Source organism: Lactovum odontotermitis, from assembly GCF_054658595.1.
Genome location: NZ_BAAGGQ010000012.1, coordinates 1 through 25,887 on the forward strand (window position 1 = coordinate 1; position 25,887 = coordinate 25,887).

Sequence of the window (25,887 nt, forward strand, 5' to 3'; positions counted from 1 at the left end):
TCCAAAAAGTGAATTCAATGAATCAGACGATTGCGGAAGAATGGAAAGGTCAGGCTTTTCAGTCTTATCTGGAGCAGTATGACCAGCTTCATCAGAGTGTGGTTCAGTTTGAAGATCTTCTTCAAAGCGTGAACCAGCAGCTGAACAAGTATGCGGATACGGTTCAGGAACGCGATGCACAGGATGCACAGAGCTTCGGCTTCTAGTGCTGTTTTCAGACGTCACTTTGCGGCGTCTTTTTGTAAAAAATGAGAAGGGAGTGTCCGATGAAAAAGAGACAGGGGTTCAAAAACTGGATTCTGCTGGTCCTCTTTTTCGGGCTGTCCCTTTTTGTTTTTTCCGCAGGGTCTAGGGTTCAGGCGGCGACGAGTGACGGAAGGCTGGTGCTGGATCCCAACGTGATTACGAATTCCACCGGCGGGATCGGAACCACGAGTGATTTTCCGATTCGTAACCGTCTTTTCACAGATGAAACGAATCAGAAGCTTGCGGCGCAGGAAAAGAGTCAGACTCCGGTTACTGAGCCGCTGAAGACACTTAGTTTTTCGAGGAAAGCATCTGAGACGATGTACGCAGAGCAGATGGGGCCTATCAAGGAGAAGCTTTTTGTCACTTATGAGCCGCAAGTGTTTTCGGCTTCGGTGAGTGAAAGTAAAAATTCAGAGCCGTTCTGGGCGGCTGTGATTGTTATTGCCGCGATTCCTTTAACGGTTTTAGCGGTGTTTCTGGGAAGAGGCCGTGCCAGAAGGAAAATGCGGCGGGCAGGGAGAAAGAAATGAGTGAGCTGATTGAGATAAGTCTCCGGTTTAAGGGGCATCAGGCGGATTATCGTGTGCCTGCGGGTGTAACGCTGGCGCGTTTCACAGAGCTGATGCGGCTGTCGGTCCGCTCGAACGGTTTTCCGGCGTACTGGACGCTTGAGCTGAAGGAGAAAGATTTGAAGCTGGTGCCGTCGGATATTTTAGGGGATCTGCCTATCGGCGACGGGGATGTTTTTGAGGTGACGGCGCTTAAGGAAGCGCCTGAAATTAAAGCAGAGGAAATGTCTGAAGAAATAGAAGAAAAACGGGAGGCAGGGCATGAAGTTATTTGACGGGGGCACAAGTCTGGAGCTGGAAAGAGACGGAGCACGTCTTGTGATTCATCTCACGGCGGCACAGTTTGATGAGGCGGCTCTGGGCGAGATTGCGCCAAGCGTCACGGCTGAAAAAGAAGATGAAAGAGAAGAGGGCGGCTGGCGGCTTTCTTATGTGCTGTCTGAGACGGCAGAGAGTCTGGCGGCGGCCACTCAGCGGACGAAGTCACGTTTGGACCGGCTGCGGCTCGCTCAGAGTCTGTCGAGTTTGTCCGGGCTTTCGGGGAAGTTCAGGATTCCTTTTCTTCACCCGGAGAATATTTTTCTGGAAGGGAACAGAGTTTTTGCGGTTCATTCCGGTTTAGAGGGAGAAATGGCGCCGATGACGTTGTCTGAGGCAGACTTTCTCACCGCCTATAAGGCGCTTATTTTAAGTCTCTTCAACCCGAAGAATTCTTTTGAGCGTTTTGTGTCGGGAGAAGAGACGGGAAATGACAAGTTTGCACAGTCGCTCAATCGTCTGGAGAGTCTTCCGGAGGTGATGGACTTTATTGATGCGGAGCTGGAGCGGGAGTCGCTCAAGGTGCGCCAGAAGGAGCTGAAGGTTTCTAAAGGGCGCTACCGCTTTTTCAAGTATTCGGGTCTCTTTGCGCTTCTGGCGGTGCTTGTTCTGGCAGGTTTTACCTACTCCTTTTATCACCAGAATCAGAAGCAGGCGGCGATCATCACGGCACACACGGATTTTTTAACGGATAATTACGCGCAGACGCAGACGGATCTGACGGGCTATGCGCTGGGAGAATTGCCTAAGTCTGCCCGCTATCTTCTGGCGGTGAGTTCAGTGAATTTGTCAGATTTGACGCTGACGCAGAAAGAAACCATCTTAAAGGGGATTTCGACAAAGACGGATGACAATACTTTGAATTACTGGAGTGAAACGGGCCGGGGCGACTTTGACAAGGCGCTGAATCTGGCGAAGAATCTGGGCGATACGCAGCTGACGCTGCTGGCTTATACGAATCTTTATCAGACGACGAAGCTCAATACGACGATGGACGGGGAAAAGAAGCAGAAACTGATGGAAGACTATAGTAAGCAGATTCAGGAGCTGACAAAGGAAATTGAGAAATAGCAGGGAAAGTGACGGATGAAAATGACGGACACAGAATTTGAAATTGTAGAGGAGGCAAGAAAGCAGGCGCTTTTTCTGGACAACCGTCTGGACGGCGGGGATGTGCTTTTTGTTGTCTTTCTTTTCGGAAAAAGGCTTGAGACAATTACGCTGTCAGAACATCGTCCGAGTGTTGTCCGGCAGGGGATTCCGGTGGGCGCGGTCGGAGAACAGCTGTGGATCGGCGGGGATCCGACGCCTTTGGGACGCTCTTTTTCTAAGAAGCTGGGGCTTGAGGTGCTTGTGATTTCTCAAGAGATGGCAGAGACGCAGTTCCTCCGGATGAATGCCTCCGATGATTTTGTCATTGGGCCAAGTGCCATCGCAAATATCAAAACCCAGGGCAGGAGTCAGATTGTCATACATGAGGCGCACTTCGGCGTGAATGCGCAGGAGCTGCTTTATTTCAATGATGAGCGGCTGGAGGGCTCACATTCGATTTCGAATGTGAAGACAGGAGATCAGATTTTAACGCCGGAGTTTCTGCTGGAAAAGCGCCGGAAGCAGTGGAAGCTGACGACGTTTACGCCGGAGCTGGTGTTTAAAAAGGGAAGTTTTCTCAGGCAGAAGCCGGAGGCTGAATTTCCGGAGGATTTCCCGGACTACCGCCGGAGTCCGCGGCTGAATCTGGAGCCGCCGGAGGACAAGTTCAAAATAGAGAAGATTGAGGCGGCGCAGAAGCCGGGTAAGAACAGACTTCTGCGCGCAATTCTGCCGCCCGTCGGAATGCTTGTTGTGATGGGCCTGATGAGTGTGCTGACCGGCAGAAATCCGCTGATGATGATCGGGATGGGAGCCATGAGTGTCATCACGGCCGCCTTTACAGTCTCTCAGTATTTTACGGATAAAAAGGAGCATCAGCTTCAGGAAGCGGCACGCAAAGAGAACTATGACGTGTACCTGATTAATGTAAGCAGCGACATCGGAAAGGCCTACAAAGAGGAGACGAAAGTTCTGAACTTCAGACAGCCGTCGCCTCAGGCGCTTTCTGAAATGATTGAAGTCTATGACTCCCGCATTTATGAACGGATGACCAATAACAAAGACTTCCTGGAAGTGTCTCTCGGGACAGGTGAGCAGCCGTCGCATCTGACGGTCACGAACGACCTCAGTGCCCGCGAGACGGATGCACTCTCAGAGCGTGTCCGCAAGCTGACAGAGTTTTACCAGACCCAGCGCGGGGTACCGGTGACACTGAATCTGCCTGGTCAGACACTGGGTCTTGTCGGGACTTATCCGGTGCTCAAGACGGCGGTCGAGAACCTTCTTTTACAGGCTGCCTTTTTCCAGTCTTACCGGGATGTCAACTTCATCAGCCTGGTGCCTGAAAAGGACTACCGGAAAGACTGGGGGCGCTGGCGTCTGCTTCCGCATTTCAGGCTTCAGGAGCTGGGGATGCGGGGTCTGATTCACGATGCAAAGACGCGCGACATTGTCCTGAGCAGTTTTTATCAGCTGCTGAACCGGAGGAAACAGCTGCTTCAGGAGGCGGGCAAGGAGAAGCCGCAGTTTTCTCCGCACTATCTTCTGACGATTTTTGACGATTCCTATCTGGCAGGTCACGGGATTAACGAGTTTCTGGCAGAAGACATGTCAGAGCTGGGTGTGACGGTCATCTGGGCGAAAGAGGATCAGAAACTCCTGCCTGAAACAGTCACGGCATTAATTGACTATAAGAATCAGGGGGCGGGCGAGATTGTCAATGACCACAGCCTTTATCTGGCATCGCCTTTCCTGCCCTATAAATCTCTGCCGAACCTGGAGCGGACGCTGCGGCGGCTGACGAATCTTCACCATGTCGAGGTTGAGAAGAACGCGATTCCTGAAAGTCTGTCTTTGCTTGAGCAGTATGAGGTGAAGACTGTAGAAGAGCTGAACATCCGTGAACGCTGGGAGGAGGCCGAGCCGAACAAGTCAATAAAATCGCTGATCGGCTGGCGCGGAAAAAAAGAGTACATGTACTGGGACCTGCACGAACGCGTGCATGGGCCGCATGCTTTAGTCGGCGGTACCACAGGCTCCGGTAAATCCGAATTCCTGACGACTTATCTGCTGGGGCTGGCGGTGAACTTCTCACCTGAGGACATCGGGATGCTCATCATTGACTGGAAAGGCGGAGGGATTGCCAATACGCTGGAGAAGCTCCCGCACTTCATGGGCGCCATTACGAATCTAGACGGGGCAGGTACCGAGCGGGCACTGGCAAGCATCAAGGCAGAGCTTGAAAAGCGCCAGCGCGAGTTTGCGGCCTTCGGCGTGAATAATATTAATGCCTATATGAGTCTTTATAAGCGGCGCCATGAAAACAAGCCTGACGTGAATTACCCTGAACAGCCGATTCCGCACCTGATTCTAGTGTCGGATGAGTTCGCGGAATTAAAGGCCAACGTGCCGGAGTTTCTGGACGAGCTGACCTCGGTGGCACGTATCGGGCGCTCGCTCGGTGTGCATCTGATTCTTGCGACGCAGAAGCCGTCAGGCGTGGTTAATGACCAGATTGAAGCCAACTCCAGAAGTAAGATTGCCTTGAAGATGGCGAGCGAGCAGGACTCGAACGAGCTTCTGAAGACGCATGATGCGGCGCATATTACACAGCCCGGGCGCGGTTATCTGAAAGTCGGTGAAAATGAAGTCTATGAACTCTTCCAGAGCGGCTACGCAGGTGTGCCGTACAATCCGAACGCGGTGGTCTCAGAAAAAGTAGACGAGCGGATTTATAGAATTACCGATTTAGGTCAGGCCGAAGTCGTCTATGACCCGGGCGAAGAGGTGGTGCAGGGGCAGGACGCGAGTGAGCTTCCGACGCAGCTGGAGGCGGTGATTGAGGAGGTCGGGAAAGTCTTTCAGGCCTCTGGTCTGACGCTGCCTGCGAAGCCTTGGCTGCCGAATCTGGAGACGCGCCTTGCGACGCCTCTTGTCAGACAGACGGCAGAGAGAAATTTGTGCATTCCGCTGGGCTTAATGGATATTCCAAGCGAGCAGCTCCAGAAAGAATATCTGTTTGACCTTGAGAAAGCCAGCCATACGGCGATTTTCTCGAGTCCCGGCTACGGCAAGTCAACGGTTCTCCAGACCCTGGTCATGAACCTGGCACGGCAGAACACGCCGGAACAGGTTCAGTTTTATCTCATGGATTTCGGGACAAACGGCCTGCTTCCCTTAAAAGGACTCCCACACACTATTGACATCACAACAGCTGACAATACTGAAAAAACTGACAAGCTCCTTGGCAGAATTAGAAAGGAGCTCAGTCAGCGGAAACAATTATTTACTAAAGCTCAAGTAGCTACGATTAATCAGTATAACAGCAAGTATGAGGCGGGTTCATTACCCATGCAGGTTGTTGTTCTTGATAACTACGATACAATCGCAGAAAGTGAAGGGAATGCAAGGGATAAGTATGATTCTCTAATTTCGCAGCTTCTGCGTGAGGGGGCAAGCCTAGGTATCTATATCATTTTAACTGCGAATCGTGCAGGTGTTGTGAAAATGAGTATGCAAAGCAATATTCAAACAAAAATTGCTTTATATCTCTTAAATCAGGATGAACTAATATCACTTTTCGGAAAAGAGCGTCTACAGGCTCAAGAGGTTTTAGGAAGAGGACAGGTGGTGGTAGGTGTGCCTCGAATGGTTCAAGTTTACCTTCCCAAGGAAGGAGAGAATGAAAGTCAGATCCTAGGTGCTCTTGAAGAAGAAATCAGAGAGCTTGATCGCAGATGGCAAGGAAAGCGGCCACTCCCTATTCCGATGGTACCGAATGAAGTTCTTCCTTATGATTTTGTGAATGATCCGAAAGTTACAAGATTAACACAAAAGATGGTTTTACCAATGGGTTATGATATGAACAGTGCCATGCCAATGGGAATAACACTGTCAAACAAGTTCTTTTTACTCAACTACGAAGATGAAGAGCAGCAGGTTTCCTTTTACGAGCGCTTAGAGTTGTCTTCTCATCTGATTAAAGCACTGAAACTAATTGTAATCGATCCGGAGAATCTGCTAAAGCAATTTGAAATACAAGAAAACGTTCAGTACTTTAGCGAATCGAACTTATCAGAAGCACAGACTGTCATAGAAGCCGTTACTTCTGAAAATCCGGCGCTTATCTATATCATGAGCGCAGAGCATTATCTCCCTCTGGTACCAGATGAAACAGCACTTGCATGGTTGAAAAACGGGTATGAGTCAGGAAAACACATAGTAATCAGCTGTACACAGAAATGGCTGTTTAAAATTGATGCAAAAGTAACATTTATCAAGTCGAATTACAAAGAGGGTATGCTTTTGATGCGTATAACAGATCAGAATTTAGTCCAGCGAATCGTTGGAAAAGAAGCTTATCTTGAAAGCGATGAGGGTTATTATTGGCATGGTCACAAAGTTTCAAAGATTCGCCTGGTAAAAATAGAACAAAACGAGGAAGAAAACGAAAATGAAGAAGAATGAAACAGATTTATTACCTGTTGGGAGTGTAGCGTATCTCGAGGAGGGGACAGCAATGGTTGTCATTTTGGCGCGAGGTCAGCTTGTAGAAATGAAAGACAAAGAGTCGAAATCTGCATATTACGATTATCTAGGCGGGTTTTATCCTCAAGGGTTTGATCCAGAAAACAGCTACTATTTTAATCAGGGAGATATTCGTGAAGTTGTGTTTACAGGCCTTCAGAATGAAGACGATCGGGTATATCTTGAAATGCTTGAAGCATGGAAGAAAGAGCATATGGAAGATTTTATTCTTGGAAAAACGGAGACGAGGTAAGAGAAGAGAGTATGAAACCAAATAAGAAAAGATTAGCAATTATCTTAAGTAGTATTGGTTTAGTTATTGTAATACTCATTGGAATAGGAGGAAAAATATATATGGATAACCAAGCGGAACAAAGGGAAAAACAAGCAGAACTCAGAAAAAACCTTGAAAAAAGTAAAGAAGAGATTGTTGAACTATTGATGTGGAACTATAAAGATGTTCAATCAGTTACATTTTAATACAACGGGGATTATTCAAAAGGAGGAGAAATTAAAGTACCATTTGATAAAAGTTTGACAACGACCCCAGCAGGAGGGATGAGTATTTACGGTTATATTAATGATAATAAACATTTAGGTTTTGATGCTAATTTAGTACCTGCTACATTGGAACTTGATGGACGTTATGGCGGTTATCCCATGTTAACAGATGCTCTGTACAAAAATCCACATCCATTAACTGCTGGACGCAATCAGTCACCAGAAAATTATTATTTGACACCTACGGATATTAAAATTTTGAAAAAGCAAGGTTTTACAAAAAATATTACTTTTGAACAAATAAAAGAATATTTTGAGGAGAAAGGCAAATGACATATACAGAAGGTGAATACTTAGAGATGGCAATACAAGGGTATAAGGATCCTGATCCTGATTATCCTAAAAAGGCCAGTTACTCAACCAATTTAGGTGGAAAAGATGTCGCAGCTTCAACTCATGGCACAGATTTTGAAAGCAACGGTCTTCAAGCTTCAATCGTCAAAGGGCAGGGACAGACAACGATTGTTTTCCGTGGCAGCCAGGATATGGACACGAGCATGCTGAATCCTGATGTCAGCCAGCGAACTGACGGCGCAAAAGACTGGAACACAGATTTGTTCGAAAATCTTATATTTATGAGGTGATAGTATGAACCCCAAAAAGAGAAAACTTGCAATTTTATTGAGTATTATTATCATAATCATCGTCGCACTTGGCGGAATAGGAGGAAAAATATATATGGATAACCAAGCAGTCCGAAAAGAAAAACAGGAAGAACTTGAAAAAAGACTTATTCAAACTAAGAAGGAAGTGACAGAGTTACTTGAGTGGAATTATATTGACATTCAATCAGTAACATTTGACTATGGTGGATGGGACGGAAGCGGTGTACAAAGAGTATCACTTGACAAAAGCTTAACAGAGACTCTTGCGGGAGGGTTGACAATTAATGGATGGGTTAATGGGGATGAGGAGTGTATTTTTGAATGTGATTTAGAAGTAGAGACTCTTAAACCTAAATCTGACCCTCTAGCCACTGTAGGAGAAATTGGTTATGGAGAAGCCGGGGGGAGTTTTTCTGATACAGGTGGAACGTTAGGTAAACTCTATAAATCTGGCAATGAAAGTCATGTGTGGCTTACTCTTCCTGATATATCAGATTTAAAAGAGAAAGGTTTCACTAAACTTATAACGGCTCAAGAGATAAAACAATATTTCAAGGAGAAATCAAAATGAGTATTTCAGAGGCAACATTTTTAGAGATAGCTACTAACGAGTACAAAGACTCAAAGTATGCAGTAGGTGGTAATCTTGGGAATAAAAACAATCCCATTACTGTAATTGCGCCCACAAAAACACATGCTAAAGAATTTGAAAGCAATGGTCTCCAAGTTTCTGTTGTCAAGGTAGATGGCCAGACAGTCGTCGCTTTCCGCGGCAGCCAGAATATGGACACGAGCATGCTGAATCCCGATGTCAGCCAGCGAACTGACGGGGAACGGATTTGTTCGAAAATCTTATATTTATGAGGTGAAAGTATGAACCCCAAAAAGAGAAAACTTGCAATTTTATTAAGTATTATCATCATAATTATCGTCGCACTCGGCGGAATCGGAGGAAAAATATATATGGATAACCAAGCAGTCCAACAGGCGAAGCAAAAGGAACTCAAAAAGAACCTTGAGGAAAGTAAAAAAGAGATTATTGAGAGTCTGGAGTGGAATTATAGTGGCATTCATTCAGTTACGTTTGATTATGACTTTAATGAGAATGATGGTGCCATTAAGGTAAAACTTGATAAAAGCCTCACTACAACGCCAGCGGGAGGTATAACAATTAATGGATGGGTAAATGGAGATAAGACCATAAATTTTAGTGTTGGGCTTGATGAAAAAACTTTAGAGCCATTAAAAGGAGGCGTTTTAGGCGGAAAAGGAGATAGTATGTATAAAAATCCGGAGCCAAGTGAGAACCCAGCTGCATTAGGGGATTATAATGGCTTTTATGATTCAAGGAATTATTACCTCACTTTTACCGATATAAATAAACTAAAATTACAAGGCTTTGATAAAGATATAACATTTGAACAAATAAAACAATACTTTGAGGAGAAAGAAAAATGACTATTTCGGAGGCAACATTTTTAGATTTAGCAAAGGGAGTGTACCAGAATTCGGAATATTCTGTTAATGATAAATTAGGTACGGATACTCAAGCGAAGGTCATTGGTTCAACATCGGAAAATACTGCAAAATTTGAAAGCAATGGTCTCCAAGCCTCTATAGTAAAAGTAGATGGCCAGACAGTCGTCGCTTTCCGCGGCAGCCAGGATATGGACACGAGCATGCTGAATCCCGATGTCAGCCAGCGAACTGACGGCGCAAAAGACTGGGATACAGACTTGGGATTAAACAGTGCAGAAGGTTATACAAAAGACTCACAATTCAAAGACGCAGATAAATGGCTGAAAGAGCAGCAAAAATCAGGTGTGCTTAAAGGTGTAGACATGAATCAAGTGACTTTTACAGGACATTCTCTAGGGGGAGCACTTGCCAGCTATGAAGCTGTAAGATATGAGGCAAAAGGAGTTGTATTCAGCGCACCAAGTGCTTACAACATGCTTACGCCGTCAGAACGTTTAAAGGTCAAAGATGCCAATGTAACGAATTTTGTTCAGTGGAATGATCAGATTCCTAATCAGCCCGTAAAGGTGCCGCAAATTGGTAAAAAAGTTTTTGCAAAAGGAAGCGGGGAAAATAATGATGGGAAATTCGATGGATTCTCTTGGGCAATAGGAACAATTGTCGGCGTTCAAGGGCACTATCAAGGTTCGTTTGAAGTGGATAAAAATGGCAATATTGTCAAAGACAATCAATTTTGGGGAGAGGTGCAAAACTCCTTTAACAAAGCCGGTATTGTTGGGACGGTTGCCAATCTTGGGCCTGTTTTATCCTGGGCGGAATCAGCGATTAACGGAATTTTTTCAAAGAAAACAAATGGGGATAAAGCGCTTGAAAAACTTATGGGAAACTACTTGAAATCTTCTCCTGCTTATCAAGTTGGCTCGTTTCTATATTCCATATTAAACAATTCAGGAAAACTTGCGGTGAAGATTCTAGGTGGCGGGAGTGGAGCAGCCGTTGGGCGTGTGCTTCTGATAAAAGATCCGATTGACCGGGCTGCTTCTGTGCTTCTCACGCTCAACGGAAATTTGGATGAAATTCAAACTGCCAACAATAAGATTGTACCTAATATGGAGGAAGCACTCTCAGTTGTGGAATCGACCGTTGCAGGCTCACTGGGCTGGATGGGACTGACGATTGGAGATGTTGAGGGTATAGTTTCCGAAACCCGGAGCGATGTGGATTATCATGTAGATAAAGGTGCAATAGCGGAAGTCGGCCGAATGGTTTCCGAGAAAAGGGAACAGATACAGATTGTCGCAAGTGGCTTAACCACAACCGCAGCAAATAAAGTTGCACACGATGCCGCATGGGCGGCAGCTTTCGGAGGATTATAAAATGTTTGAAAAAGAAATGAGGGAATTCGCGTTGGCCATGGCCAGAGGGATTATTCCTGGCGCAGCAGTTGCAGGATATGCGATTTCTACGTTACCATTGAGAGCGAGCATCAACTCTAATGAAAGTATCTTTAACCAGATACTGCAAGCCAGTTCGCAGACAACCTCAGAAAACTTGCAAGGAAATGCAGGTGATAAAGCAATTGAAGCGCTCGGAAAAATAAACGCAAATTCAGATTTTTCAAAAGGAGTTGATTCCGTCCGATGAACTTATCTCAATTTGAAGAAAAACAGAGTGAAGAACGGCAAAAGTCTCAAAAAGCAATAGATGATTTTGAAAATGAGCTGATTGGCTACCAAAAGACGTTTGAGGCGGCAACGGATTCCATTCAAGAATTGATGAGATATTACGAATTATTTGATAATTCAGAAGTCGTGAATGAGTATAACCATCAAATAGATTTACATGACGAACGTCTGAAGGATTCTCGCCATAAACTGGCAGAGATGAATGAAGAACACCAGCAGCTTCTAAGTAAACAACATCGGGATTATGACGCCTTTCTAGAAAAGTTACATCATTCATAAAACCAGAGCTCAGTGTCTATCTTTCCAAGTTCTTTAGTCTTTAACATGTCGATGTTTCAGAATTTGAAATCATCCCTGTCAAAGAACCTATTGATTTAGCTCGGTTTCTGCCAAACAACACGATTAAATAAAGAAGTTGTCTTCGGTATTGCAGCTGTTGGAATGAACTTCATTGTTTCGCCACTGGCAACCAGCGTGGCGGAAGATGTCGGCACCTTTGCGGGAGCTGGAACTTCTCTGCTTACGGGGGGCCGCAAAGTCTATAAGAGCATGGGCGATAGAGGAGGCCAGTTAATGAGCAATGACGAGCTTTATTATGATTCGCTGACCGATCTGGCAGAGCGGGTGGCCAGAGGGCTTCTGAACCGCAGTCAGCCGCTGAGTGACCTCAGCCAGGTGATGAGTCTGCTTGCAGGGACAGACACGATTAAGGGCCAGGGCGCAGACGCGATGCGGGCCTACATTGGTGAAGTACATGCGCCCTTGAATCAGGCGATTCAACAGGCGATTGAAAACTTCCGGATGGGAGCTTTGTTTAATCCGGGTGATACGATTGTAACCTTGCGTAGTGACCATGAAGTTGAAGGATTTCAAAGAATGGATAAATTTTATTGGGATAAAGATATCGATATTTCAGAAGTTGAAATCATCCCAGTCAAAGAACCTATTAATCTATCTCAATTTCTGCCAAAGAATGCGGATTAATGCAGAAGGTCAACGATGGATAGATTTAAGATGACAAAACAGTACAAAGAAGCAGATAAGTATGTCACTTTTTTACCTACCGGTAAAGAATATTCTCTGATCGGATTTCAAGAAGGCTATGGAATCACAGAAACTGATAAGAAGTATCTTGATTATGGGTTTACTATAGCGAAAAATTTTAGGAATCAAGAGTATTATAAATTCTTGATTGATACAAAAAAGAAATTGGAACTTGTATCAAACGCCTACAGTCTGCATTATGAAGCAATTTATCAAGACGAACGATTTGGAGCTTCTGTGTCAAAATATCCCCTAATCACATTATTTGCAGGTACAAATGACTATAGCGCAAAGGCCAGAACCAACATTGAAGGTTTCACTAATGAAGTGGGGCGTTGGGTGAAACATGTCGATGTCTCAGAAGTTGAAATCATCCCAGTTAAAGAACCTATTGATTTAGTTCAGTTTCTGCCAAACAACACGATTAAATAAAGAAGTTGTCTTCGGTATTGCGGCCATTGGAACGAACTTCATTGTTTCGCCACTGGCAACCAGCGTGGCGGATGCTGGAACTTCTCTGCTTACAGGCCGCAAAGCCTATAAGGGTATGGGCGAAACTCGTCTCAGTGTACGCCAGTCTCTTCAAAGATTGCTGGAAGCAGGATACTCTGGCTGAACGTGATGTCCAAGGTTTTAACCACCGGGAAATCCGTCAGGCGATACAAAAGGAGTGCCTTTCTCCAGAATTTGCAAGTTTTTCATGACAAAACAAAAAATAGAAATCATTTATTCAGACGCCATATGTTCTGATTAATAAAAAAGGCAGTTAGGAGTAAAACATATGATAAAGAAAGAAGTCAGACAATCCCAAGTCCTCTGGGCAGTCTTCGACAGAAAAATGCGGAAATTCCGCCTGATAGCGACAGGCGTGATTGTTTTCCTGCTGATTTGTGCCGGCTGCGTCTATTTTGCCCTTACCCAGCTCCTGCAGAAAAAGCCGCAGACCGCAAAGCCGACTATCGCCCTGGTTAATGAAGATCAGCCGGCCGCTTTCAATGACAAGAGCTACAACTTCGGCCAGTCCTTTATCAATGCCGTCTCCAACGATAACAAGTACAACTGGCAGGTCGTCACCCGCAGTGTCGCAAGTAAAGCGTATAAAGACGACTCTGTCCAGGCGGTGATTTACCTCCCGCAGAATTTCTCAAGCAATCTCCTGACCCTCGAGGCGCTTGACCCGCAGAAAGCTCAGGTCGATTATAAAGTCCAGAACACCGACTCCGCGCTGACCGACAAACGCCTGCAGGACAAAATTGTTGATGTCCTTTACAACTTCAACACCTCCATTGTCAAGATGTACTATGCTTCCGTCGCAGGCAATGTCGCAGACGCGCAGAACAACATGAGCAGTGTCGTGGACAGCCAGGGAAATATTCTAAATAAGCTGAACACTCAGGTCTACGGGCCTTTCCAGACGACCGACCAGGGCTACAGCTCCGTCGTGACGATTTCAGACAGCCTGAAAACACAGAATGACAGCTGGATTGACGCCCAGAACACCTTCACCGGAAACGTCACAAAAATGCTTGGCGCCTACAGTGATGACCTGAATAAACAGCTCCCCAACCTGACCAGCTACTTTGACACCCAGAAAAAAATCATCGACACCAACCTGACCAATGCCAACAAGACACTCACCAGCCAGGCCGAGTCCGACCAGAAGTTCTACTACAAGCAGTACACCGAGGCTTATAACAAAGCCACACAGGCCCTGCAGCAGTTTGACACAACCGATGAAAGCGGCAGTGAAGCCGGACTCTTTGCCCAGCTGAAAGCGCAGATTGACGCCTACAATACCCGCATCACCGACACGAGCAGCGACATCGGCACACAGATTGACAGCCTGACAGAAAAACAAACCACGCTTTTAGGGCTGGAAAAAGACCTGTACAGCGAGTTCTTCGCGTCAGACACCAGCCCGACGCCTGAGGACACCGACTTCACCAGCCTCCAAACCACCGCCAATGCGCGCACCGCCCTGGCGAAAGAAATCTCGAGCTCCTTTAAAACAACAGACAATCTGGATAAAGGCTACCAGAGCCGTCTTTCGACACTGCTCAGCCAGGTCTCCGTTGAGAGCAGCCAGTATGCGCCGCTCTTAGATGCGCTTGTTTCAAACGGCTCTCTCAGCTCCAGCGAGCAGGCGGCCATCAATGAAAAACTCTCTGTTCTCAAAAACTATGCGTCAGCCTACGGACTTAACACAGGCAGCGTCGACTTCAAGGACGTTCCGGATAAAAGCAGCGAAGCTCCGACCTACACCAAACAGCTGACAGTCACAGTGCCGGCAGGAGAAAGTTACGTCCTCACCCTTCAAGCTGATAACGGCAGCGCTGCACTCATCAGTGCTGCAGATGAAACAGGCAGCCCTCTTGCGGTGACAAGTCCCGATGTCCTTATTTTAGAGAATCCAGCCGCAGCCCCTGAAATGACGACAGATCCTGAAACCGGCGAAGAGATTGAAGTGCCGGCAGAGACAGGCCCATCTAAAACTTTCACAATAACTTATGAAGTCACAGCCACGGAAGCAGAAAGCGCCGCAGGTCTCACCAGCGTCACAGCCAGCACGAGCGACAGTGCAGGAAACAATGTTCAGTCCAGCACGGACAGCTTCGGCCTGATTCCCGCCCAGCCGATTTCAGACTATGCAGGCGGCAGTTCGTTCGGCACCATCCGGGCACTTTTGGACAACATCGACACCGCGAGCGCACTGATTGCCTTTCTCTACGGCGCACCCGGCGTCACTTACAGCGACATGACAGGCATTACAGACTTTGAAGGCAGCGCCGATGCGAAATCCGTCTACAAAATGTACGGCAACATGGACCAGAACCAGACCGCTGAGCGCCTGAGCGATGAAGATGTCGACCAGTTCATGAAGGCAGGCGCCTCCAACATCACGTCAGTTACCGAGACATTAGAGGCACTTTCCAAAGTACTGTCAGGACTGCAGAAAGACAAAAGCACACTGGATGAAGCCTTACCGGGCGACTATTTCTCCCAAATCATCAGCGACCTTGACCAGTGGTACAGACAGACAGCCGAGACTTTAGACAACGAGTACAAAAACTGGAAAGAGAACGAGACAAAGGTAATGGAAGAGAAGCCCTGGCAGGCAGACAGCCAGGAAGAAGATGTCCTTTATTATGACAAGACCAGCGGTGAGACGCTCTACCAGACGCTGAAAGGCATGATGACCAGCAGTGCCGCTCAGGCGAAAGGCACAGCCGCCAGCGCGCAGATTATCAAGAGCAACGCCGGCCAGTTTGAGCAGATGGTTAAAACCGTGACCCAGACACAGACCGCAGCCAAGAGCGTCATCGCAAACACAGGGAGCCTCCTCACCACCGGGGCAAACGACTTCAAGAACACGCAGGACTACTACGCCAACTTTGAGACCATCCTTGCGAACACCCGTGACACCAACGCCAATACCGGCAATATCTTCGACTTTCTCGCCAAACCGCTTGCGGCCAAAGACACCACGCCGAAAGCTAAGGAAAGCACACAAGCCTTTGACTGGCGCTGGATTATCGTCCTAGTCGGCGGAATACTTCTGGGTGTGCTGGCGAAGACCTGGATACGGGCGAAACCGAAACAGGAAGAATAAAAAGTGTAAAAAAAGCGGCCAGAGACTTTGTCCGCTTTTTGCAATTGAACAAGGAGGATACGAATGACAGCACCGTTGAGGCACGGGAAATGGTCGAAAGAAGAACACGCACAACTGAAAGTTCTACTCGAGACACATACGGAATCAGAGATTGCGGCTATTATGCACCGCACGCAAGGCTCCATTCGCGGACAAAAAGACCTTTTAGGCTTAAAATCTGCCAGAACCTGGCAGAAAAAAGACTATGATCAACTGAAAGAATTGGCCGCTCAAAATAAGAGCAATCCAGAAATTGCGGAAATCATGGGACGCACACGAAGTGCCATCCAGCAAGCCAAGTATAAGCTTGGATTAGGGGATTATTCTGTCCGCAAATGGACGAAACAAGAGGAGGCAGAATTACGTGTACTGGCAGCAGAGATGACCACGGCAGAGCTGGCACAATATTTTGACCGGGGCTGGACGGCGATAGAGCGAAAATGTAAGGCTTTAGAAATAAAAACACAATCCAGGCAAATCATTCTTGATGCTTTCACGCCGGAAGAGGATGACTACATCATTAAATCCTCGTGGTATATGACCAATCTGCAGCTTTCAGAAAAACTCAACCGGACCGAAGGCTCTGTCAAGCAGAGAAAAACAAGACTGAGAAAAATGGGGTTCACTGTTGGAACCTGCTTCCCGGTAAAAAAAGAGTGAAGTGCAGATGATAGAATCTAAATTCTTGAGTTTTTCAGCAGCCTCGTTTCATAACAGGTGCCTTTCATATATTTTTTGCGGAAAAATACTCAGCCGAAAGAGGTGATAGGATATTCCAAAAACAGACTGAGAAATCCTGCGCGCAGAAAAACGCGGGTCAAAGATGTCTCACTTGAGAGCCTGTTCTCCCAATCCTAATCAGGCTTAAGGGCTTCATCTCAGGTCTCACCCCTTTGGAAAAACGCGCAGGACTCGTACCCAAGCCGTACCCAGGAACGAAAAAGAGCACCCAGTCTAAAAAGACCGATGCTCTCAATGCTTTCATACTGCGGAAAGCGGGACTTGAACCCGCACAGCCAAAGTAGGCCACAGGATCCTTAATCCTGCGCGTCTGCCAATTCCGCCATTTCCGCTGAAATTGTTACTTGTGTAGTTTACCAAATTTGGCGGTGCTTGTCAAGAACTAACTCAAATTTTCAGCAAGCGGGGTCAATTAACTGTATAATTAAATATAGAATCCAGGAGGCGCAATGCACAATGAAGCACACATATTTTCTTACAAGTAAACGAATTGCTTTCTCGAAATGGCAGGAAACAGATTTTCCATTGGCAAAACAGCTGTGGCAGGATTCAGACGTGACCAAATTTATCTATGCTGACGGTCCCCTAACCAGTCAGGAAGTCGCTGAACGCCTGGAAACCGAGATGACCAGCGAAAAGAAGCATGCGGTTCAGTATTATCCGATTTTTAATCTGGAAAATGATGAATTTATCGGCTGCTGCGGCTTTCGGCCTTTCTCAGCTGAGGGCGGAGATGACTTGGAAATGGGTTTTCATTTGCGCAAAAAGTTCTGGGGCGCAGGCTTCACCTATGAAGCAGGTTCAGCGGTCTTAGAATATGCCCGCGGCAAGTTCCCTGACAAACGAATCTATGCCGGACATGCGCCGGATAATCTTGCATCAAGGAAAGTGCTGGAAAAGTTAGGCTTCGTCTATTTCAAGGACTCGTTTTACCCGCCGACAGGGCGTTTTCACCCAAGTTACTATTACAAGGGCTAAACTCGGTTTCACGCGAAATAAAAATTTCCTCTTTTCAATCGCTTTTTTACTCATAGCTTGCTATAATATTAACATGAGCAAAATCAAAAAAATCTTCGCCACCGACATGGACGGCACCTTTCTGCGTGATGACCGGACCTATGATGTCAAGCGCCTGGAAGAACTGCTGACAAGGTTTGATGAAGCCGGCGCCTTATTTTGTGCCGCATCCGGCCGCCAGCTGCTGGCGCTTCAGGAACTCTTTGCGCCCTTTAAAGACAGAATTTCCTTTGTTGCCGAAAATGGCGGAGTCGTCGCAATCGGCGAGGAAATCATCCTAGCCGTGAAGTTCGACAAAAAACAGATGGAGGAATTGCTCCGAGCACTGCAGCTCATGCCGCACACCCCGATGGAGTCCTTCATGATATCTGGCCTCAAAAGCGCTTACGCACCGCTGACAGTCTCGCAGGACTATTATAATTTCATCAATGACTATTACGCGAACAGCCAGAAAGTGGACTCGCTGAGCAAAATCGACGACGCGATGCTGAAGATTTCCACCCATTTTCCCGAAGAACACATTTTTGAATGTGCCGACTGGATTAATCAGCACGTCCCATTTGCGCGCGCTACACCTTCGGGTTATAGAGCAGTCGACATCATTCCGGCAGGCGTCAGCAAAGCCACCGGCCTCGAAGTATTAGCGAAGCATTTTGACCTGACGAACAAAGATACCGTGGCTTTCGGCGACCAAATGAATGATTTTGAAATGCTTCAGCATGCAGGGACGGCTGTAGCGGTTGAAAATGCTGTGGATACACTGAAAACCGTAGCTGATTATACAATCGCATCAAACGACAAGAGCAGTGTGCTCGCGGAGATGGAGCAGCTAGTGAAAAGCTGATTACCTCTGCAACCTCGGCTTAAGCGTGTACTGCCCGTATTTTCAGCTATTGACCTCCGGTTAAGCTTGAAATGCTCCACATAAAGAATTGAAGACCACATTGTACCACTATCAGTCAATGCGGTTTTTTACTTCAAATTCCGGCTTTTAGCCAGCGCAACAACTCTTTCCAGGTTGTCCAGACTCCCAGAAGCCTCATCTGCCCGAAGCTCAATGAAAATCGGGACCAATTTCCCCCAATCATCGGCGACCTCTAAATAGGAGATTGGAAAAGACACAAAAAGTCCGTCTTTGTCCACAAACTCTGCTTCAAACTTTTTAGGCGGATAGTAAATTGAAATCTTAAGCCCGAATTCCCAGACAGACAGCCAACAAGCCGTCTTGCGCTTTTTCTTGTCATTGACCTTGCAGAGCCAACAATTGCCGTCACGATAGAAGTGCCAGAGGAACTCGCAGTTTTCCGCTTCAAAAAGCTCACGCAGCTTTTTATACATATCAAACTTTTCAGTTGAATTTTGCGGCCAAACTGTCCGCATATTCTCATCACTTGGCTCAATTCCAGGATTCTTAAAAAGCTGGAGATTTTCATTTTTAGTTTCCATTTTTATATTTTAACATATTTTCCATTTCATAGGGAATTGGAGTAACCGCTTTCTAATTTTTTTGTTATAATAGTCTCAGACCAAGAAAAGGGGTAAGATGGACAGCAAATACTACAAACTGCTCAAAGAAAAATATCAAACCAGAGAAAACGTCCTGACAGAAATCATCAACCTCAGCGCGATTTGTGAACTGCCCAAAGGCACCGAGCATTTCATGAGCGACCTGCACGGCGAATTTCTAGCCTTTGACCACGTCCTCAGAAACGGCTCCGGCGGGATTAAAGAGAAAATCAAAGAATGCTTTCCGGACTTTTCCCCTGCAGAAGTCACCGAACTAGCAGTTCTGATTTATTACCCCAAAGAGAAGCTGAAACGTGTCCAGGAAAGTTTGCCGCGCAAAAAACTACCCCTTTGGTACAGAAAAGCCATCATTCAGCTCCTGCAAGTTCTAGAGCTAGTCGGCGGGAAATATACCCAGTCAAAAATTCACAAAGCCCTGCCGCCGCAATTCAGCTACATCATTGAAGAACTGCTGGACGAAGTCGGGAACGAAGCCGAGAAAAAAGAGTATTTCGACTCAATTGTCCAAAAAATCATCACACTGAACCAGGCCCCGGCTCTAATAGAGGCACTGACAAACACCGTGCGCCGCCTGACAATCGACCACCTGCACGTCGTGGGCGACATCTACGACCGCGGCCCCTATCCCGACCTGATTATCGACCGGCTCATGACACTGCCCTCAGTGGACATCCAGTGGGGCAACCACGACATCGTCTGGATGGCAATGCTCGCAGGCTCGCGCCTGGCCATGATGAACGTCGTAAGAATCTGCGCCCGTTATGGGAATCTAGACATCATTGAAGACCGTTACGGTGTAAATGTGCGGCCGCTGATTGATTATGCCAAGAAATATTACCAGCCCTCAGCAGCTTTCAGCCCCAAGCTGGATGCCGATGAACAGATGAAAATCACTTCACATGAGCAGAAAATTCTGAACGTCCTGCAGCAGGCCACCTCCATTTTACAGTTCAAGCTAGAATCCCAGCTGATTCAGCGCCGGCCGGATTTTGGACTCGAAGCGCGTGATTTACTGCATAAAATCGATTATGAAAAACAAGAAATCAAACTCGGCGACGAAATTTATCCGCTGGAAAACCTTCAGACACCAACCATTGACCCGAAAGAACCAGAAAAATTAACAGACGAAGAAGAACAAATCCTGAAAAAACTGATGCAAAGTTTCCAGAGCTCAGAAAAACTCCGCCGGCACATCAATTTTCTGCTCAGAAAAGGCTCAATTTACCTTTGCTACAATGACAACCTGCTGATTCACGGCTGCATTCCCCTGCATGAAAACGGTGATTTCAAGTCATTTCGAGTGGACGGGAAATCCTATTCAGGCAAGGCTCTGCTGGACTTTTTTGAACAAAAAGTGCGCGAAAGCTTTAAAAATCCCAAAAAAGACAATGACCTGGCGACAGACTTACTCTGGTACCTCTGGGTCGGCGAATGCTCATCGCTCTTCGGAAAAGAAGCCATGACCACCTTCGAGCGTTATTATATCAAAGACAAAAAAACGCATATTGAAAAGAAAAATCCCTATTATCGCTTAAGAAATGATGAAACCGTAGTAACCAGCCTCCTCCAGGCCTTTGACCTCTCTGAAAACGGCCATATTATCAACGGCCACACCCCCGTCAAAGAAAAAGACGGAGAAAACCCAGTCAAAGCCGGCGGACGCCTCATCGTCATTGACGGCGGCTTTTCCAAAGCCTATCAAGGACAAACCGGAATTGCAGGCTACACCCTGCTTTACAACAGCTTCGGCATGCTGCTCGTAGCGCATCAAGCCTTCAAAGGCATCGAAGACGCAGTTGAAAAAGGCGTTGACATCGTTTCATCCATTCGCCTGGTTGACCAAGTCGAAAATCGTAAACGCGTCAAGGACACGAATATTGGACAGAAACTGCAAGAGGATATTAAGGATTTGGAGTATCTTTATGAGCATATGGAAACTGACTGATGATTTTGTTTTTGAAATTTGTTAATCTAAAAAAAGAGCATGAAATCCCTTTTTAGTGTATAATATCCCTAATGAACAAAGCAGTCACAATCAACGATATAGCAAAGCTCGCAAAGGTTTCAAAAACGACAGTTTCACGCTTTTTGAACGGAAAATACGAAGGTATGTCAGAAAAGACACGCCTGCGTGTTCAGGACGTGATTAAGGAACTTGATTATCGGCCGAATCGTCAGGCTCGAGCTTTAAAAGCAAAATACAGTTCAGTTATCGGCATCGCGGTGACGGATATTTCCAACTCTTATAATTCTAGAATTCTTAAGGGAATCATGGATCGTCTGAAAACGACAGAATATCAGACCATCATTTTGGACTCTGACTTGAGCAAAAAACGGGAAGAATCAAATATTGAGCGGCTGATTGATGAGCAGATTGACGGTTTGATTATACAGCCGCTGGGCGAGAATTCTCAGGATTATGATGCCAGTATTGCAGATAGAATCCCGGTTGTTCAGTTTGACCGCTATGTTGAGCCGCTCCGCTGGCCTGCCGTGGTTTCAGACAATTTTGTCCAGTCCAGAAATCTCGGCGAATTGATTAAAGAAAAAGGCTATAAGCGCGTGATTGTGGTTACGCCGCCTATTAAGAAGTCGTCTCCCCGGATTAACCGCTACAAAGGCCTGCTGAATGCACTTTCCGGCAGCAATATTGACATCAAGGTAGTGGAAACACCGGAAATTCGGGACGTTATCAGTCAAGATGAGGGCATCTGGGAAGAAGTTCGCTCGCTGATTGAAGAAAACATCAAGACTGCGATTTACACATTCAATGGTTCTCTGCTCTATGGCTTAGTCAAGTTTTTAAATGATAATCTGATGACAATCCCGAGTAAAGTAGGTGTTGCAGGTTATGATGACGGTTCCTGGGCTGAGCTGATTAGTCCTGGAATCACTTCGATTGAGCAGGATCCGGTGATGATTGGTTACACAGCTGCTGGTCTGCTTTTAGAGCAGATTGAAAATGGCCGGTCGGAACCGGAACTGGTTTGTGTGGATTCTAAGTTAAATATTAGACAGTCATTATAGAAGCGTCAAAAAAGCAGCAGTTTCTGCTGTTTTTTGTTGTACGCAGGATTTTATAGTTGACATTCTGAATGAAAGCGGTTATAATATCCATAAGTAAACCGATACACTAAACCGATTGACGACCTAATTATTACAAAATGGAGGACATAATGTCAAATCAAACAATGGAAACACGCTACACGCATGCACCGAGCGACATCAAAAGATTTACAACAGAGGAGCTGCGTCGTGAATTTGCAGTTGAACTCATCTTTGAGCCAGGCTGGACACACCTGACTTATTCACACAATGACCGGCTGATTTTCGGCGGTGTCATGCCGACGGCTGAGCCTCTCGAAATCGTACTTGACAAGGTACTCGGTGTTGATTACTTCTTGGAGCGTCGGGAGCTCGGCGTCATCAATATCGGTGGGCCAGGTTCCATCGTGATTGACGGTCAGGAAGATGAAATGCTTAACCGGGACGGCTACTATATCGGCAAAGAGACAAAGCAGGTACTGTTCAAGTCTGCCGATGCGGCTAATCCGGCTAAATTCTATGTGGCTTCAGCTCCGGCACATCACAAATACCCGAACAAGAAGATTGCACTGGCCAACATTACGCCACTGACACCGGGTGATGACGAGCATATGAATAAGCGCAAAATCAATCAATATGTACACCCTAATCAGTGTGAATCCTGCCAGCTGCAGATGGGCTTGACATCGCTCGCACCAGGCTCTTCCTGGAACACAATGCCTTGCCACACACATGAGCGCCGCATGGAAGCCTACATCTACTTTGAATTGCCTGAGGAAGACGCCGTTTTCCATTTTATGGGCAGACCAGATGCAACGAAACACCTAGTGCTGCACAATGAGCAGGCGGCGATTAGCCCGAGCTGGTCGGTGCACTACGGCGTCGCAACGAGCAATTACTCATTCATTTGGGCAATGTGCGGCGAAAATATTACCTATGACGATATGGACGTTGTTCCTATCAATGAGCTGAAATGAACAACTAGTAAAAAAATATAGTTTAATAAACCTCCTGGAAGCGGTCTAACCAGCCGTTTCCGCTGGTTGTTCATTGGATGGCTCCTTGGGCGAATGCGAGTCCAAGGGGAAATGTCCTCAGAGAAATCCCATTTTTACAATGGTACTTTAACTAAAAGAAAGGAGAGGATTCATTTGCTGCGCGCTAGATGTGCACGTACTACCGCAAATAGCGCGCAGCTCCATGATTCCCAAAAAGAAAAATGACTTTTGAAATGAAAGACTTTAGCCTTAAAGGCAAAATCGCACTTGTAACAGGTGCTACCTACGGCATCGGCTTCGCACTGGCAACGGCTTATGCGGCTGCTGGAGCGACCATCGTTTTCAATGACATCAATCAGGCGAATGTTGACCGCGGCCTGGCAAACTACAAGGAAGCAGGCATTGACGCGCACGGCTATATTTTCGACGTCACAGACGAAGAAGCTGTCGCTCAGAGCATTGAACGGATTGAAGAGGAAGTAGGTGAAATCGACATTCTGGTCAACAATGCCGGCATTATCAAGCGTATTCCGATGATTGAAATGTCAGCGAAGGATTTTCGTCAAGTGATAGATGTTGATTTAAATGGCCCGTTCATCATGTCTAAGGCTGTGATTCCAAGCATGATTAGAAGAGGCGGCGGGAAAATTATCAATATCTGCTCCATGATGTCGGAACTCGGCCGTGAAACGGTTTCTGCCTATGCTGCTGCAAAAGGCGGGCTGAAAATGCTGACGCGCAACATTGCTTCAGAATATGGACAATATAATATTCAGTGTAATGCGATTGGCCCTGGTTATATCGCTACCCCTCAGACCGCACCTTTGCGCGAGAAACGTGCAGACGGCTCACGTCATCCCTTTGACAGCTTCATTGTTGCTAAAACTCCGGCTGCACGCTGGGGCGACACCTCAGACCTGCAGGGACCGGCAGTTTTCCTCGCCTCACACGCTTCAGACTTTGTCAACGGTCATGTTTTATATGTTGACGGCGGAATCTTAGCATACATTGGAAAGCAGCCAGATGGGGAATAATCAGAATCAAACAAAATCGCAAATTTGTGCAAATTTACTCTTATTTGAAAAAGAGTGGAAAGCAGGAGCAGGGCAGAACCAGCTTTTGATTGAGTCTGCCGGCTTAGGCTTTCACACGGTAGAAGTCCGTCAGGAATATTTTCGTGACCTGACAGAAGAAATTCCGCAGCTTGCTGAAACTGCTGGAGCCCACGACATCAGCCTTTATCTCAGTGTACCAGATGTCCTTTTTCTGTCTGACGGCTGCTTGAATCCGAAACTCGCCTCCTATCTGACTGAGGCCAAAGCCCTCAAGGTGCGGCGTTTAAAATTAAATATTGGCAATTATGAGGCGTTCACTGGAAATTTGTCTGAAACTCTGTTATCATATCTCTTACAGGGGGTTCAAATCAGTGTGGAAAATGACCAGTCTCAAGAGAACGGAACCATTCGGCCAATAAAAAAGTTTTTGGACGCAGTGCATAAAAATGGATTAGCAATTGACTTTACCTTTGACAGCGGAAACTGGCTGGCAGCAGGCGAAGACCCATTGCTTGCGGCGGAAATCCTATCTGAATACACAGAATACATTCATGTCAAAGATATGAAGTCGATTGACGGAAAATTTGATGCTGTGCGCTTAGACACAGGCCAATTGCCATGGCGTCGTATCCTTCAGCGCCTGCCGAAGGCTAAACCGATTGCGCTGGAGTATCCGGCAGAAAATCACGACCTCATCCTCAAAGATTTGACCCTCATTAACTCATTTTTGGAGAGTGTCTAATGGCAGAACTAATTACAATCGGAGAACCTTTAGTAGTCTTGGCTTCAAAAGACCTGAACGCCGGACTGGTCGAGAGCGAAAACTTCAGCAAAAGCCTCGGCGGCGCAGAACTCAATGTGATGATAGGCGCAGCGCGATTGGGGCACTCAACAGAGTACGTCTCCATGGTGGGCGAAGACCCCTTCGGCGAGTATGCGATTGAAAAAATTGCCCAGTATCAGGTTGGAAACCGCTACATCAGCCGTCATTCCATACATTGGACAGGCTTTTACCTGAAAGAGCTCGTAGACCGCGGAGACCCATCAACCTACTATTTCCGCAGAGGTTCAGCTGCTGCTCATATGGACAAGCTGACCATTGACGACATCGATTTCTCAGGAATCAAATGGGCCTATTTATCAGGCGTCTTCCCAGCCATTTCGCTGCAGGCGCGTGAAACCTACAGCTATTTTGTAGAAAAACTGCTCGAGCGCGGCATCCACACAGCATTTGACCCCAACCTGCGCCCCTCCCTCTGGGACTCGAAAGAAAAAATGTGCCGGATTATCAACGAACTAGCCAAAGCAGGTGAAATCGTCATGCCCGGCATCGAAGAAGGCCAGACACTGACAGGCCTTGAGAAACCCGAAGAAATTGCCGACTTTTACCTGAATCAGAGCGAAATCACACAAACAGTCATCATCAAGCTCGGTGCAGGCGGGGCCTTTGTCAAATTAAAAAAAGGCGAATGCTATCAAGTCAAAAGCTTCATCGTTGAGAAAGTCGTAGACACAGTTGGTGCAGGCGATGGCTTCGCTCTGGGCGTCTTAACCGGCCTACTAGAGGACCTGACACTGCAAGAATCAGTCCGGCGAGGCTGCGCCATTGGGGCACTCTCAGTCATGACACCAGGCGACAACGACGGCTATCCAACCCGTGAACAATTAGAGGCCTTCATGCTCTGAAAACCGAAATTTACACAATTCACTTATATTTTTTCAAGAA

Annotated in this window: 28 protein-coding genes and 1 tRNA gene; 27 read left to right on the forward strand and 2 right to left on the reverse strand. The window is 46.6% G+C overall.

The annotated features are described in order from the left end of the window. From ACYQ2E_RS07465 to ACYQ2E_RS07555, 19 genes are all read left to right on the forward strand, one after another. Positions 1-206: WXG100 family type VII secretion target (locus tag ACYQ2E_RS07465; protein WP_460017444.1), on the forward strand; the 206-nt coding region annotated here is incomplete at its 5' end. A gap of 60 nt (positions 207-266) precedes the next feature. Beyond that, positions 267-779, forward strand: coding sequence for a type VII secretion protein EssA (essA, locus tag ACYQ2E_RS07470; RefSeq protein WP_460017445.1), 513 nt, complete (start codon positions 267-269; stop codon positions 777-779). After that, positions 776-1,093, forward strand: a complete 318-nt coding sequence (locus ACYQ2E_RS07475) for an EsaB/YukD family protein (protein ID WP_460017446.1) — start codon at positions 776-778, stop codon at positions 1,091-1,093. Before essA ends, ACYQ2E_RS07475 begins: the two co-directional genes overlap by 4 nt. Beyond that, positions 1,080-2,207, forward strand: a complete 1,128-nt coding sequence (essB, locus tag ACYQ2E_RS07480; RefSeq protein WP_460017447.1) for a type VII secretion protein EssB — start codon at positions 1,080-1,082, stop codon at positions 2,205-2,207. The genes ACYQ2E_RS07475 and essB overlap by 14 nt, the downstream gene beginning before the upstream one ends. Positions 2,208-2,222: 15 nt before the next feature. Then, positions 2,223-6,695 (forward strand): type VII secretion protein EssC, encoded by a 4,473-nt coding sequence (essC, locus tag ACYQ2E_RS07485; RefSeq protein WP_460017448.1) that lies wholly within the window; start codon positions 2,223-2,225, stop codon positions 6,693-6,695. Then, complete coding sequence (locus tag ACYQ2E_RS07490) at positions 6,682-7,008, forward strand: DUF4176 domain-containing protein (RefSeq protein WP_460017449.1); 327 nt, start codon at positions 6,682-6,684, stop codon at positions 7,006-7,008. The genes essC and ACYQ2E_RS07490 overlap by 14 nt, the downstream gene beginning before the upstream one ends. 11 nt (positions 7,009-7,019) lie before the next feature. Beyond that, the gene (locus ACYQ2E_RS07495) at positions 7,020-7,235 is read left to right on the forward strand and encodes a hypothetical protein (RefSeq protein WP_460017450.1); all 216 of its coding nucleotides are present in this window, start codon (positions 7,020-7,022) and stop codon (positions 7,233-7,235) included. Between the two features lie 78 nt (positions 7,236-7,313). After that, positions 7,314-7,589: a hypothetical protein gene (locus tag ACYQ2E_RS07500; RefSeq protein WP_460017451.1), complete on the forward strand. Its 276-nt coding sequence runs from the start codon at positions 7,314-7,316 to the stop codon at positions 7,587-7,589. Next, positions 7,586-7,900 (forward strand): hypothetical protein, encoded by a 315-nt coding sequence (locus tag ACYQ2E_RS07505; RefSeq protein WP_460017452.1) that lies wholly within the window; start codon positions 7,586-7,588, stop codon positions 7,898-7,900. The genes ACYQ2E_RS07500 and ACYQ2E_RS07505 overlap by 4 nt, the downstream gene beginning before the upstream one ends. A gap of 4 nt (positions 7,901-7,904) precedes the next feature. Continuing rightward, positions 7,905-8,492 carry a hypothetical protein gene (locus tag ACYQ2E_RS07510; protein ID WP_460017453.1) on the forward strand — a complete coding sequence of 196 codons (588 nt, stop codon included), beginning with the start codon at positions 7,905-7,907 and terminating at the stop codon, positions 8,490-8,492. Beyond that, positions 8,489-8,785: a hypothetical protein gene (locus ACYQ2E_RS07515; protein WP_460017454.1), complete on the forward strand. Its 297-nt coding sequence runs from the start codon at positions 8,489-8,491 to the stop codon at positions 8,783-8,785. Before ACYQ2E_RS07510 ends, ACYQ2E_RS07515 begins: the two co-directional genes overlap by 4 nt. A 9-nt stretch (positions 8,786-8,794) precedes the next feature. Next, entirely contained in the window at positions 8,795-9,379 is a 585-nt protein-coding gene (locus ACYQ2E_RS07520; RefSeq protein WP_460017455.1) for a hypothetical protein, read from the forward strand. Beyond that, positions 9,376-10,776 carry a lipase family protein gene (locus tag ACYQ2E_RS07525; RefSeq protein WP_460017456.1) on the forward strand — a complete coding sequence of 467 codons (1,401 nt, stop codon included), beginning with the start codon at positions 9,376-9,378 and terminating at the stop codon, positions 10,774-10,776. The genes ACYQ2E_RS07520 and ACYQ2E_RS07525 overlap by 4 nt, the downstream gene beginning before the upstream one ends. Before the next feature lies 1 nt (position 10,777). Beyond that, positions 10,778-11,044 carry a hypothetical protein gene (locus ACYQ2E_RS07530; RefSeq protein WP_460017457.1) on the forward strand — a complete coding sequence of 89 codons (267 nt, stop codon included), beginning with the start codon at positions 10,778-10,780 and terminating at the stop codon, positions 11,042-11,044. Then, positions 11,041-11,364, forward strand: a complete 324-nt coding sequence (locus tag ACYQ2E_RS07535; protein ID WP_460017458.1) for a hypothetical protein — start codon at positions 11,041-11,043, stop codon at positions 11,362-11,364. The genes ACYQ2E_RS07530 and ACYQ2E_RS07535 overlap by 4 nt, the downstream gene beginning before the upstream one ends. 294 nt (positions 11,365-11,658) lie before the next feature. Beyond that, positions 11,659-12,069 (forward strand): hypothetical protein, encoded by a 411-nt coding sequence (locus ACYQ2E_RS07540; RefSeq protein ID WP_460017459.1) that lies wholly within the window; start codon positions 11,659-11,661, stop codon positions 12,067-12,069. A 15-nt stretch (positions 12,070-12,084) separates the two neighbouring features. After that, a complete protein-coding gene (locus tag ACYQ2E_RS07545; protein WP_460017460.1) occupies positions 12,085-12,561 on the forward strand; it encodes a hypothetical protein in 477 nt (158 codons plus the stop codon). Positions 12,562-12,910: 349 nt separating this feature from the next. Next, positions 12,911-15,739 (forward strand): type VII secretion protein EsaA, encoded by a 2,829-nt coding sequence (gene esaA / locus ACYQ2E_RS07550; RefSeq protein ID WP_460017461.1) that lies wholly within the window; start codon positions 12,911-12,913, stop codon positions 15,737-15,739. A gap of 63 nt (positions 15,740-15,802) precedes the next feature. Next, positions 15,803-16,438: a hypothetical protein gene (locus tag ACYQ2E_RS07555; protein WP_460017462.1), complete on the forward strand. Its 636-nt coding sequence runs from the start codon at positions 15,803-15,805 to the stop codon at positions 16,436-16,438. A gap of 327 nt (positions 16,439-16,765) precedes the next feature. Here ACYQ2E_RS07555 and ACYQ2E_RS07560 read toward each other — a convergent pair. Continuing rightward, positions 16,766-16,851, reverse strand: a tRNA-Leu gene (locus ACYQ2E_RS07560). A 124-nt stretch (positions 16,852-16,975) separates the two neighbouring features. Here ACYQ2E_RS07560 and ACYQ2E_RS07565 point away from each other — a divergent pair. Together ACYQ2E_RS07565 and ACYQ2E_RS07570 are read left to right on the forward strand one after the other, a co-directional pair. After that, on the forward strand, positions 16,976-17,497 hold the full coding sequence (locus ACYQ2E_RS07565; RefSeq protein ID WP_460017463.1) for a GNAT family N-acetyltransferase: 522 nt from the start codon (positions 16,976-16,978) through the stop codon (positions 17,495-17,497). Positions 17,498-17,570: 73 nt separating this feature from the next. Beyond that, complete coding sequence (locus ACYQ2E_RS07570; protein ID WP_460017464.1) at positions 17,571-18,380, forward strand: Cof-type HAD-IIB family hydrolase; 810 nt, start codon at positions 17,571-17,573, stop codon at positions 18,378-18,380. A gap of 128 nt (positions 18,381-18,508) precedes the next feature. Here the strand turns inward: ACYQ2E_RS07570 and ACYQ2E_RS07575 are convergent, their stop codons facing one another. Next, positions 18,509-18,982, reverse strand: a complete 474-nt coding sequence (locus ACYQ2E_RS07575; RefSeq protein WP_460017465.1) for a DUF3788 family protein — start codon at positions 18,980-18,982, stop codon at positions 18,509-18,511. 97 nt (positions 18,983-19,079) lie between these two features. Between ACYQ2E_RS07575 and ACYQ2E_RS07580 the strand changes: the two genes are divergently transcribed. From ACYQ2E_RS07580 to ACYQ2E_RS07605, 6 genes are all read left to right on the forward strand, one after another. Further along, positions 19,080-21,008, forward strand: coding sequence for a fructose-1,6-bisphosphatase (locus tag ACYQ2E_RS07580; RefSeq protein ID WP_460017466.1), 1,929 nt, complete (start codon positions 19,080-19,082; stop codon positions 21,006-21,008). A gap of 71 nt (positions 21,009-21,079) precedes the next feature. Further along, the gene (locus ACYQ2E_RS07585; protein ID WP_460017467.1) at positions 21,080-22,090 is read left to right on the forward strand and encodes a LacI family DNA-binding transcriptional regulator; all 1,011 of its coding nucleotides are present in this window, start codon (positions 21,080-21,082) and stop codon (positions 22,088-22,090) included. Positions 22,091-22,239: 149 nt separating this feature from the next. Further along, a complete protein-coding gene (kduI, locus tag ACYQ2E_RS07590) occupies positions 22,240-23,085 on the forward strand; it encodes a 5-dehydro-4-deoxy-D-glucuronate isomerase (protein ID WP_460017468.1) in 846 nt (281 codons plus the stop codon). Positions 23,086-23,327: 242 nt separating this feature from the next. Beyond that, positions 23,328-24,140, forward strand: a complete 813-nt coding sequence (locus tag ACYQ2E_RS07595) for a gluconate 5-dehydrogenase (protein ID WP_460017469.1) — start codon at positions 23,328-23,330, stop codon at positions 24,138-24,140. After that, the gene (locus ACYQ2E_RS07600; protein WP_460017470.1) at positions 24,130-24,903 is read left to right on the forward strand and encodes a sugar phosphate isomerase/epimerase family protein; all 774 of its coding nucleotides are present in this window, start codon (positions 24,130-24,132) and stop codon (positions 24,901-24,903) included. The genes ACYQ2E_RS07595 and ACYQ2E_RS07600 overlap by 11 nt, the downstream gene beginning before the upstream one ends. After that, positions 24,903-25,847 (forward strand): sugar kinase, encoded by a 945-nt coding sequence (locus ACYQ2E_RS07605; protein WP_460017471.1) that lies wholly within the window; start codon positions 24,903-24,905, stop codon positions 25,845-25,847. Before ACYQ2E_RS07600 ends, ACYQ2E_RS07605 begins: the two co-directional genes overlap by 1 nt. The last annotated feature ends 40 nt before the right edge of the window (positions 25,848-25,887 follow it).

Excerpts from the sequence above, each read along its gene's own strand:
- ACYQ2E_RS07525 (WP_460017456.1), top strand. The coding sequence starts at position 9,376 with ATGACTATTTCGGAGGCAACATTTTTAGATTTAGCAAAGGGAGTGTAC.
- ACYQ2E_RS07520 (WP_460017455.1), top strand. The coding sequence starts at position 8,795 with ATGAACCCCAAAAAGAGAAAACTTGCAATTTTATTAAGTATTATCATC.
- ACYQ2E_RS07505 (WP_460017452.1), top strand. The coding sequence starts at position 7,586 with ATGACATATACAGAAGGTGAATACTTAGAGATGGCAATACAAGGGTAT.
- esaA (WP_460017461.1), top strand. The coding sequence starts at position 12,911 with ATGATAAAGAAAGAAGTCAGACAATCCCAAGTCCTCTGGGCAGTCTTC.
- ACYQ2E_RS07510 (WP_460017453.1), top strand. The coding sequence starts at position 7,905 with ATGAACCCCAAAAAGAGAAAACTTGCAATTTTATTGAGTATTATTATC.
- ACYQ2E_RS07500 (WP_460017451.1), top strand. The coding sequence starts at position 7,314 with ATGAGTATTTACGGTTATATTAATGATAATAAACATTTAGGTTTTGAT.
- ACYQ2E_RS07565 (WP_460017463.1), top strand. The coding sequence starts at position 16,976 with ATGAAGCACACATATTTTCTTACAAGTAAACGAATTGCTTTCTCGAAA.
- ACYQ2E_RS07540 (WP_460017459.1), top strand. The coding sequence starts at position 11,659 with ATGAGCAATGACGAGCTTTATTATGATTCGCTGACCGATCTGGCAGAG.
- ACYQ2E_RS07545 (WP_460017460.1), top strand. The coding sequence starts at position 12,085 with ATGGATAGATTTAAGATGACAAAACAGTACAAAGAAGCAGATAAGTAT.
- ACYQ2E_RS07475 (WP_460017446.1), top strand. The coding sequence starts at position 776 with ATGAGTGAGCTGATTGAGATAAGTCTCCGGTTTAAGGGGCATCAGGCG.
- ACYQ2E_RS07580 (WP_460017466.1), top strand. The coding sequence starts at position 19,080 with ATGGACAGCAAATACTACAAACTGCTCAAAGAAAAATATCAAACCAGA.
- ACYQ2E_RS07555 (WP_460017462.1), top strand. The coding sequence starts at position 15,803 with ATGACAGCACCGTTGAGGCACGGGAAATGGTCGAAAGAAGAACACGCA.
- ACYQ2E_RS07490 (WP_460017449.1), top strand. The coding sequence starts at position 6,682 with ATGAAGAAGAATGAAACAGATTTATTACCTGTTGGGAGTGTAGCGTAT.
- ACYQ2E_RS07535 (WP_460017458.1), top strand. The coding sequence starts at position 11,041 with ATGAACTTATCTCAATTTGAAGAAAAACAGAGTGAAGAACGGCAAAAG.
- ACYQ2E_RS07600 (WP_460017470.1), top strand. The coding sequence starts at position 24,130 with ATGGGGAATAATCAGAATCAAACAAAATCGCAAATTTGTGCAAATTTA.
- ACYQ2E_RS07595 (WP_460017469.1), top strand. The coding sequence starts at position 23,328 with ATGACTTTTGAAATGAAAGACTTTAGCCTTAAAGGCAAAATCGCACTT.
- ACYQ2E_RS07605 (WP_460017471.1), top strand. The coding sequence starts at position 24,903 with ATGGCAGAACTAATTACAATCGGAGAACCTTTAGTAGTCTTGGCTTCA.
- ACYQ2E_RS07570 (WP_460017464.1), top strand. The coding sequence starts at position 17,571 with ATGAGCAAAATCAAAAAAATCTTCGCCACCGACATGGACGGCACCTTT.
- ACYQ2E_RS07530 (WP_460017457.1), top strand. The coding sequence starts at position 10,778 with ATGTTTGAAAAAGAAATGAGGGAATTCGCGTTGGCCATGGCCAGAGGG.
- essA (WP_460017445.1), top strand. The coding sequence starts at position 267 with ATGAAAAAGAGACAGGGGTTCAAAAACTGGATTCTGCTGGTCCTCTTT.
- essC (WP_460017448.1), top strand. The coding sequence starts at position 2,223 with ATGAAAATGACGGACACAGAATTTGAAATTGTAGAGGAGGCAAGAAAG.
- kduI (WP_460017468.1), top strand. The coding sequence starts at position 22,240 with ATGTCAAATCAAACAATGGAAACACGCTACACGCATGCACCGAGCGAC.
- ACYQ2E_RS07495 (WP_460017450.1), top strand. The coding sequence starts at position 7,020 with ATGAAACCAAATAAGAAAAGATTAGCAATTATCTTAAGTAGTATTGGT.
- ACYQ2E_RS07585 (WP_460017467.1), top strand. The coding sequence starts at position 21,080 with ATGAACAAAGCAGTCACAATCAACGATATAGCAAAGCTCGCAAAGGTT.
- essB (WP_460017447.1), top strand. The coding sequence starts at position 1,080 with ATGAAGTTATTTGACGGGGGCACAAGTCTGGAGCTGGAAAGAGACGGA.
- ACYQ2E_RS07515 (WP_460017454.1), top strand. The coding sequence starts at position 8,489 with ATGAGTATTTCAGAGGCAACATTTTTAGAGATAGCTACTAACGAGTAC.
- ACYQ2E_RS07575 (WP_460017465.1), bottom strand. The coding sequence starts at position 18,982 with ATGGAAACTAAAAATGAAAATCTCCAGCTTTTTAAGAATCCTGGAATT.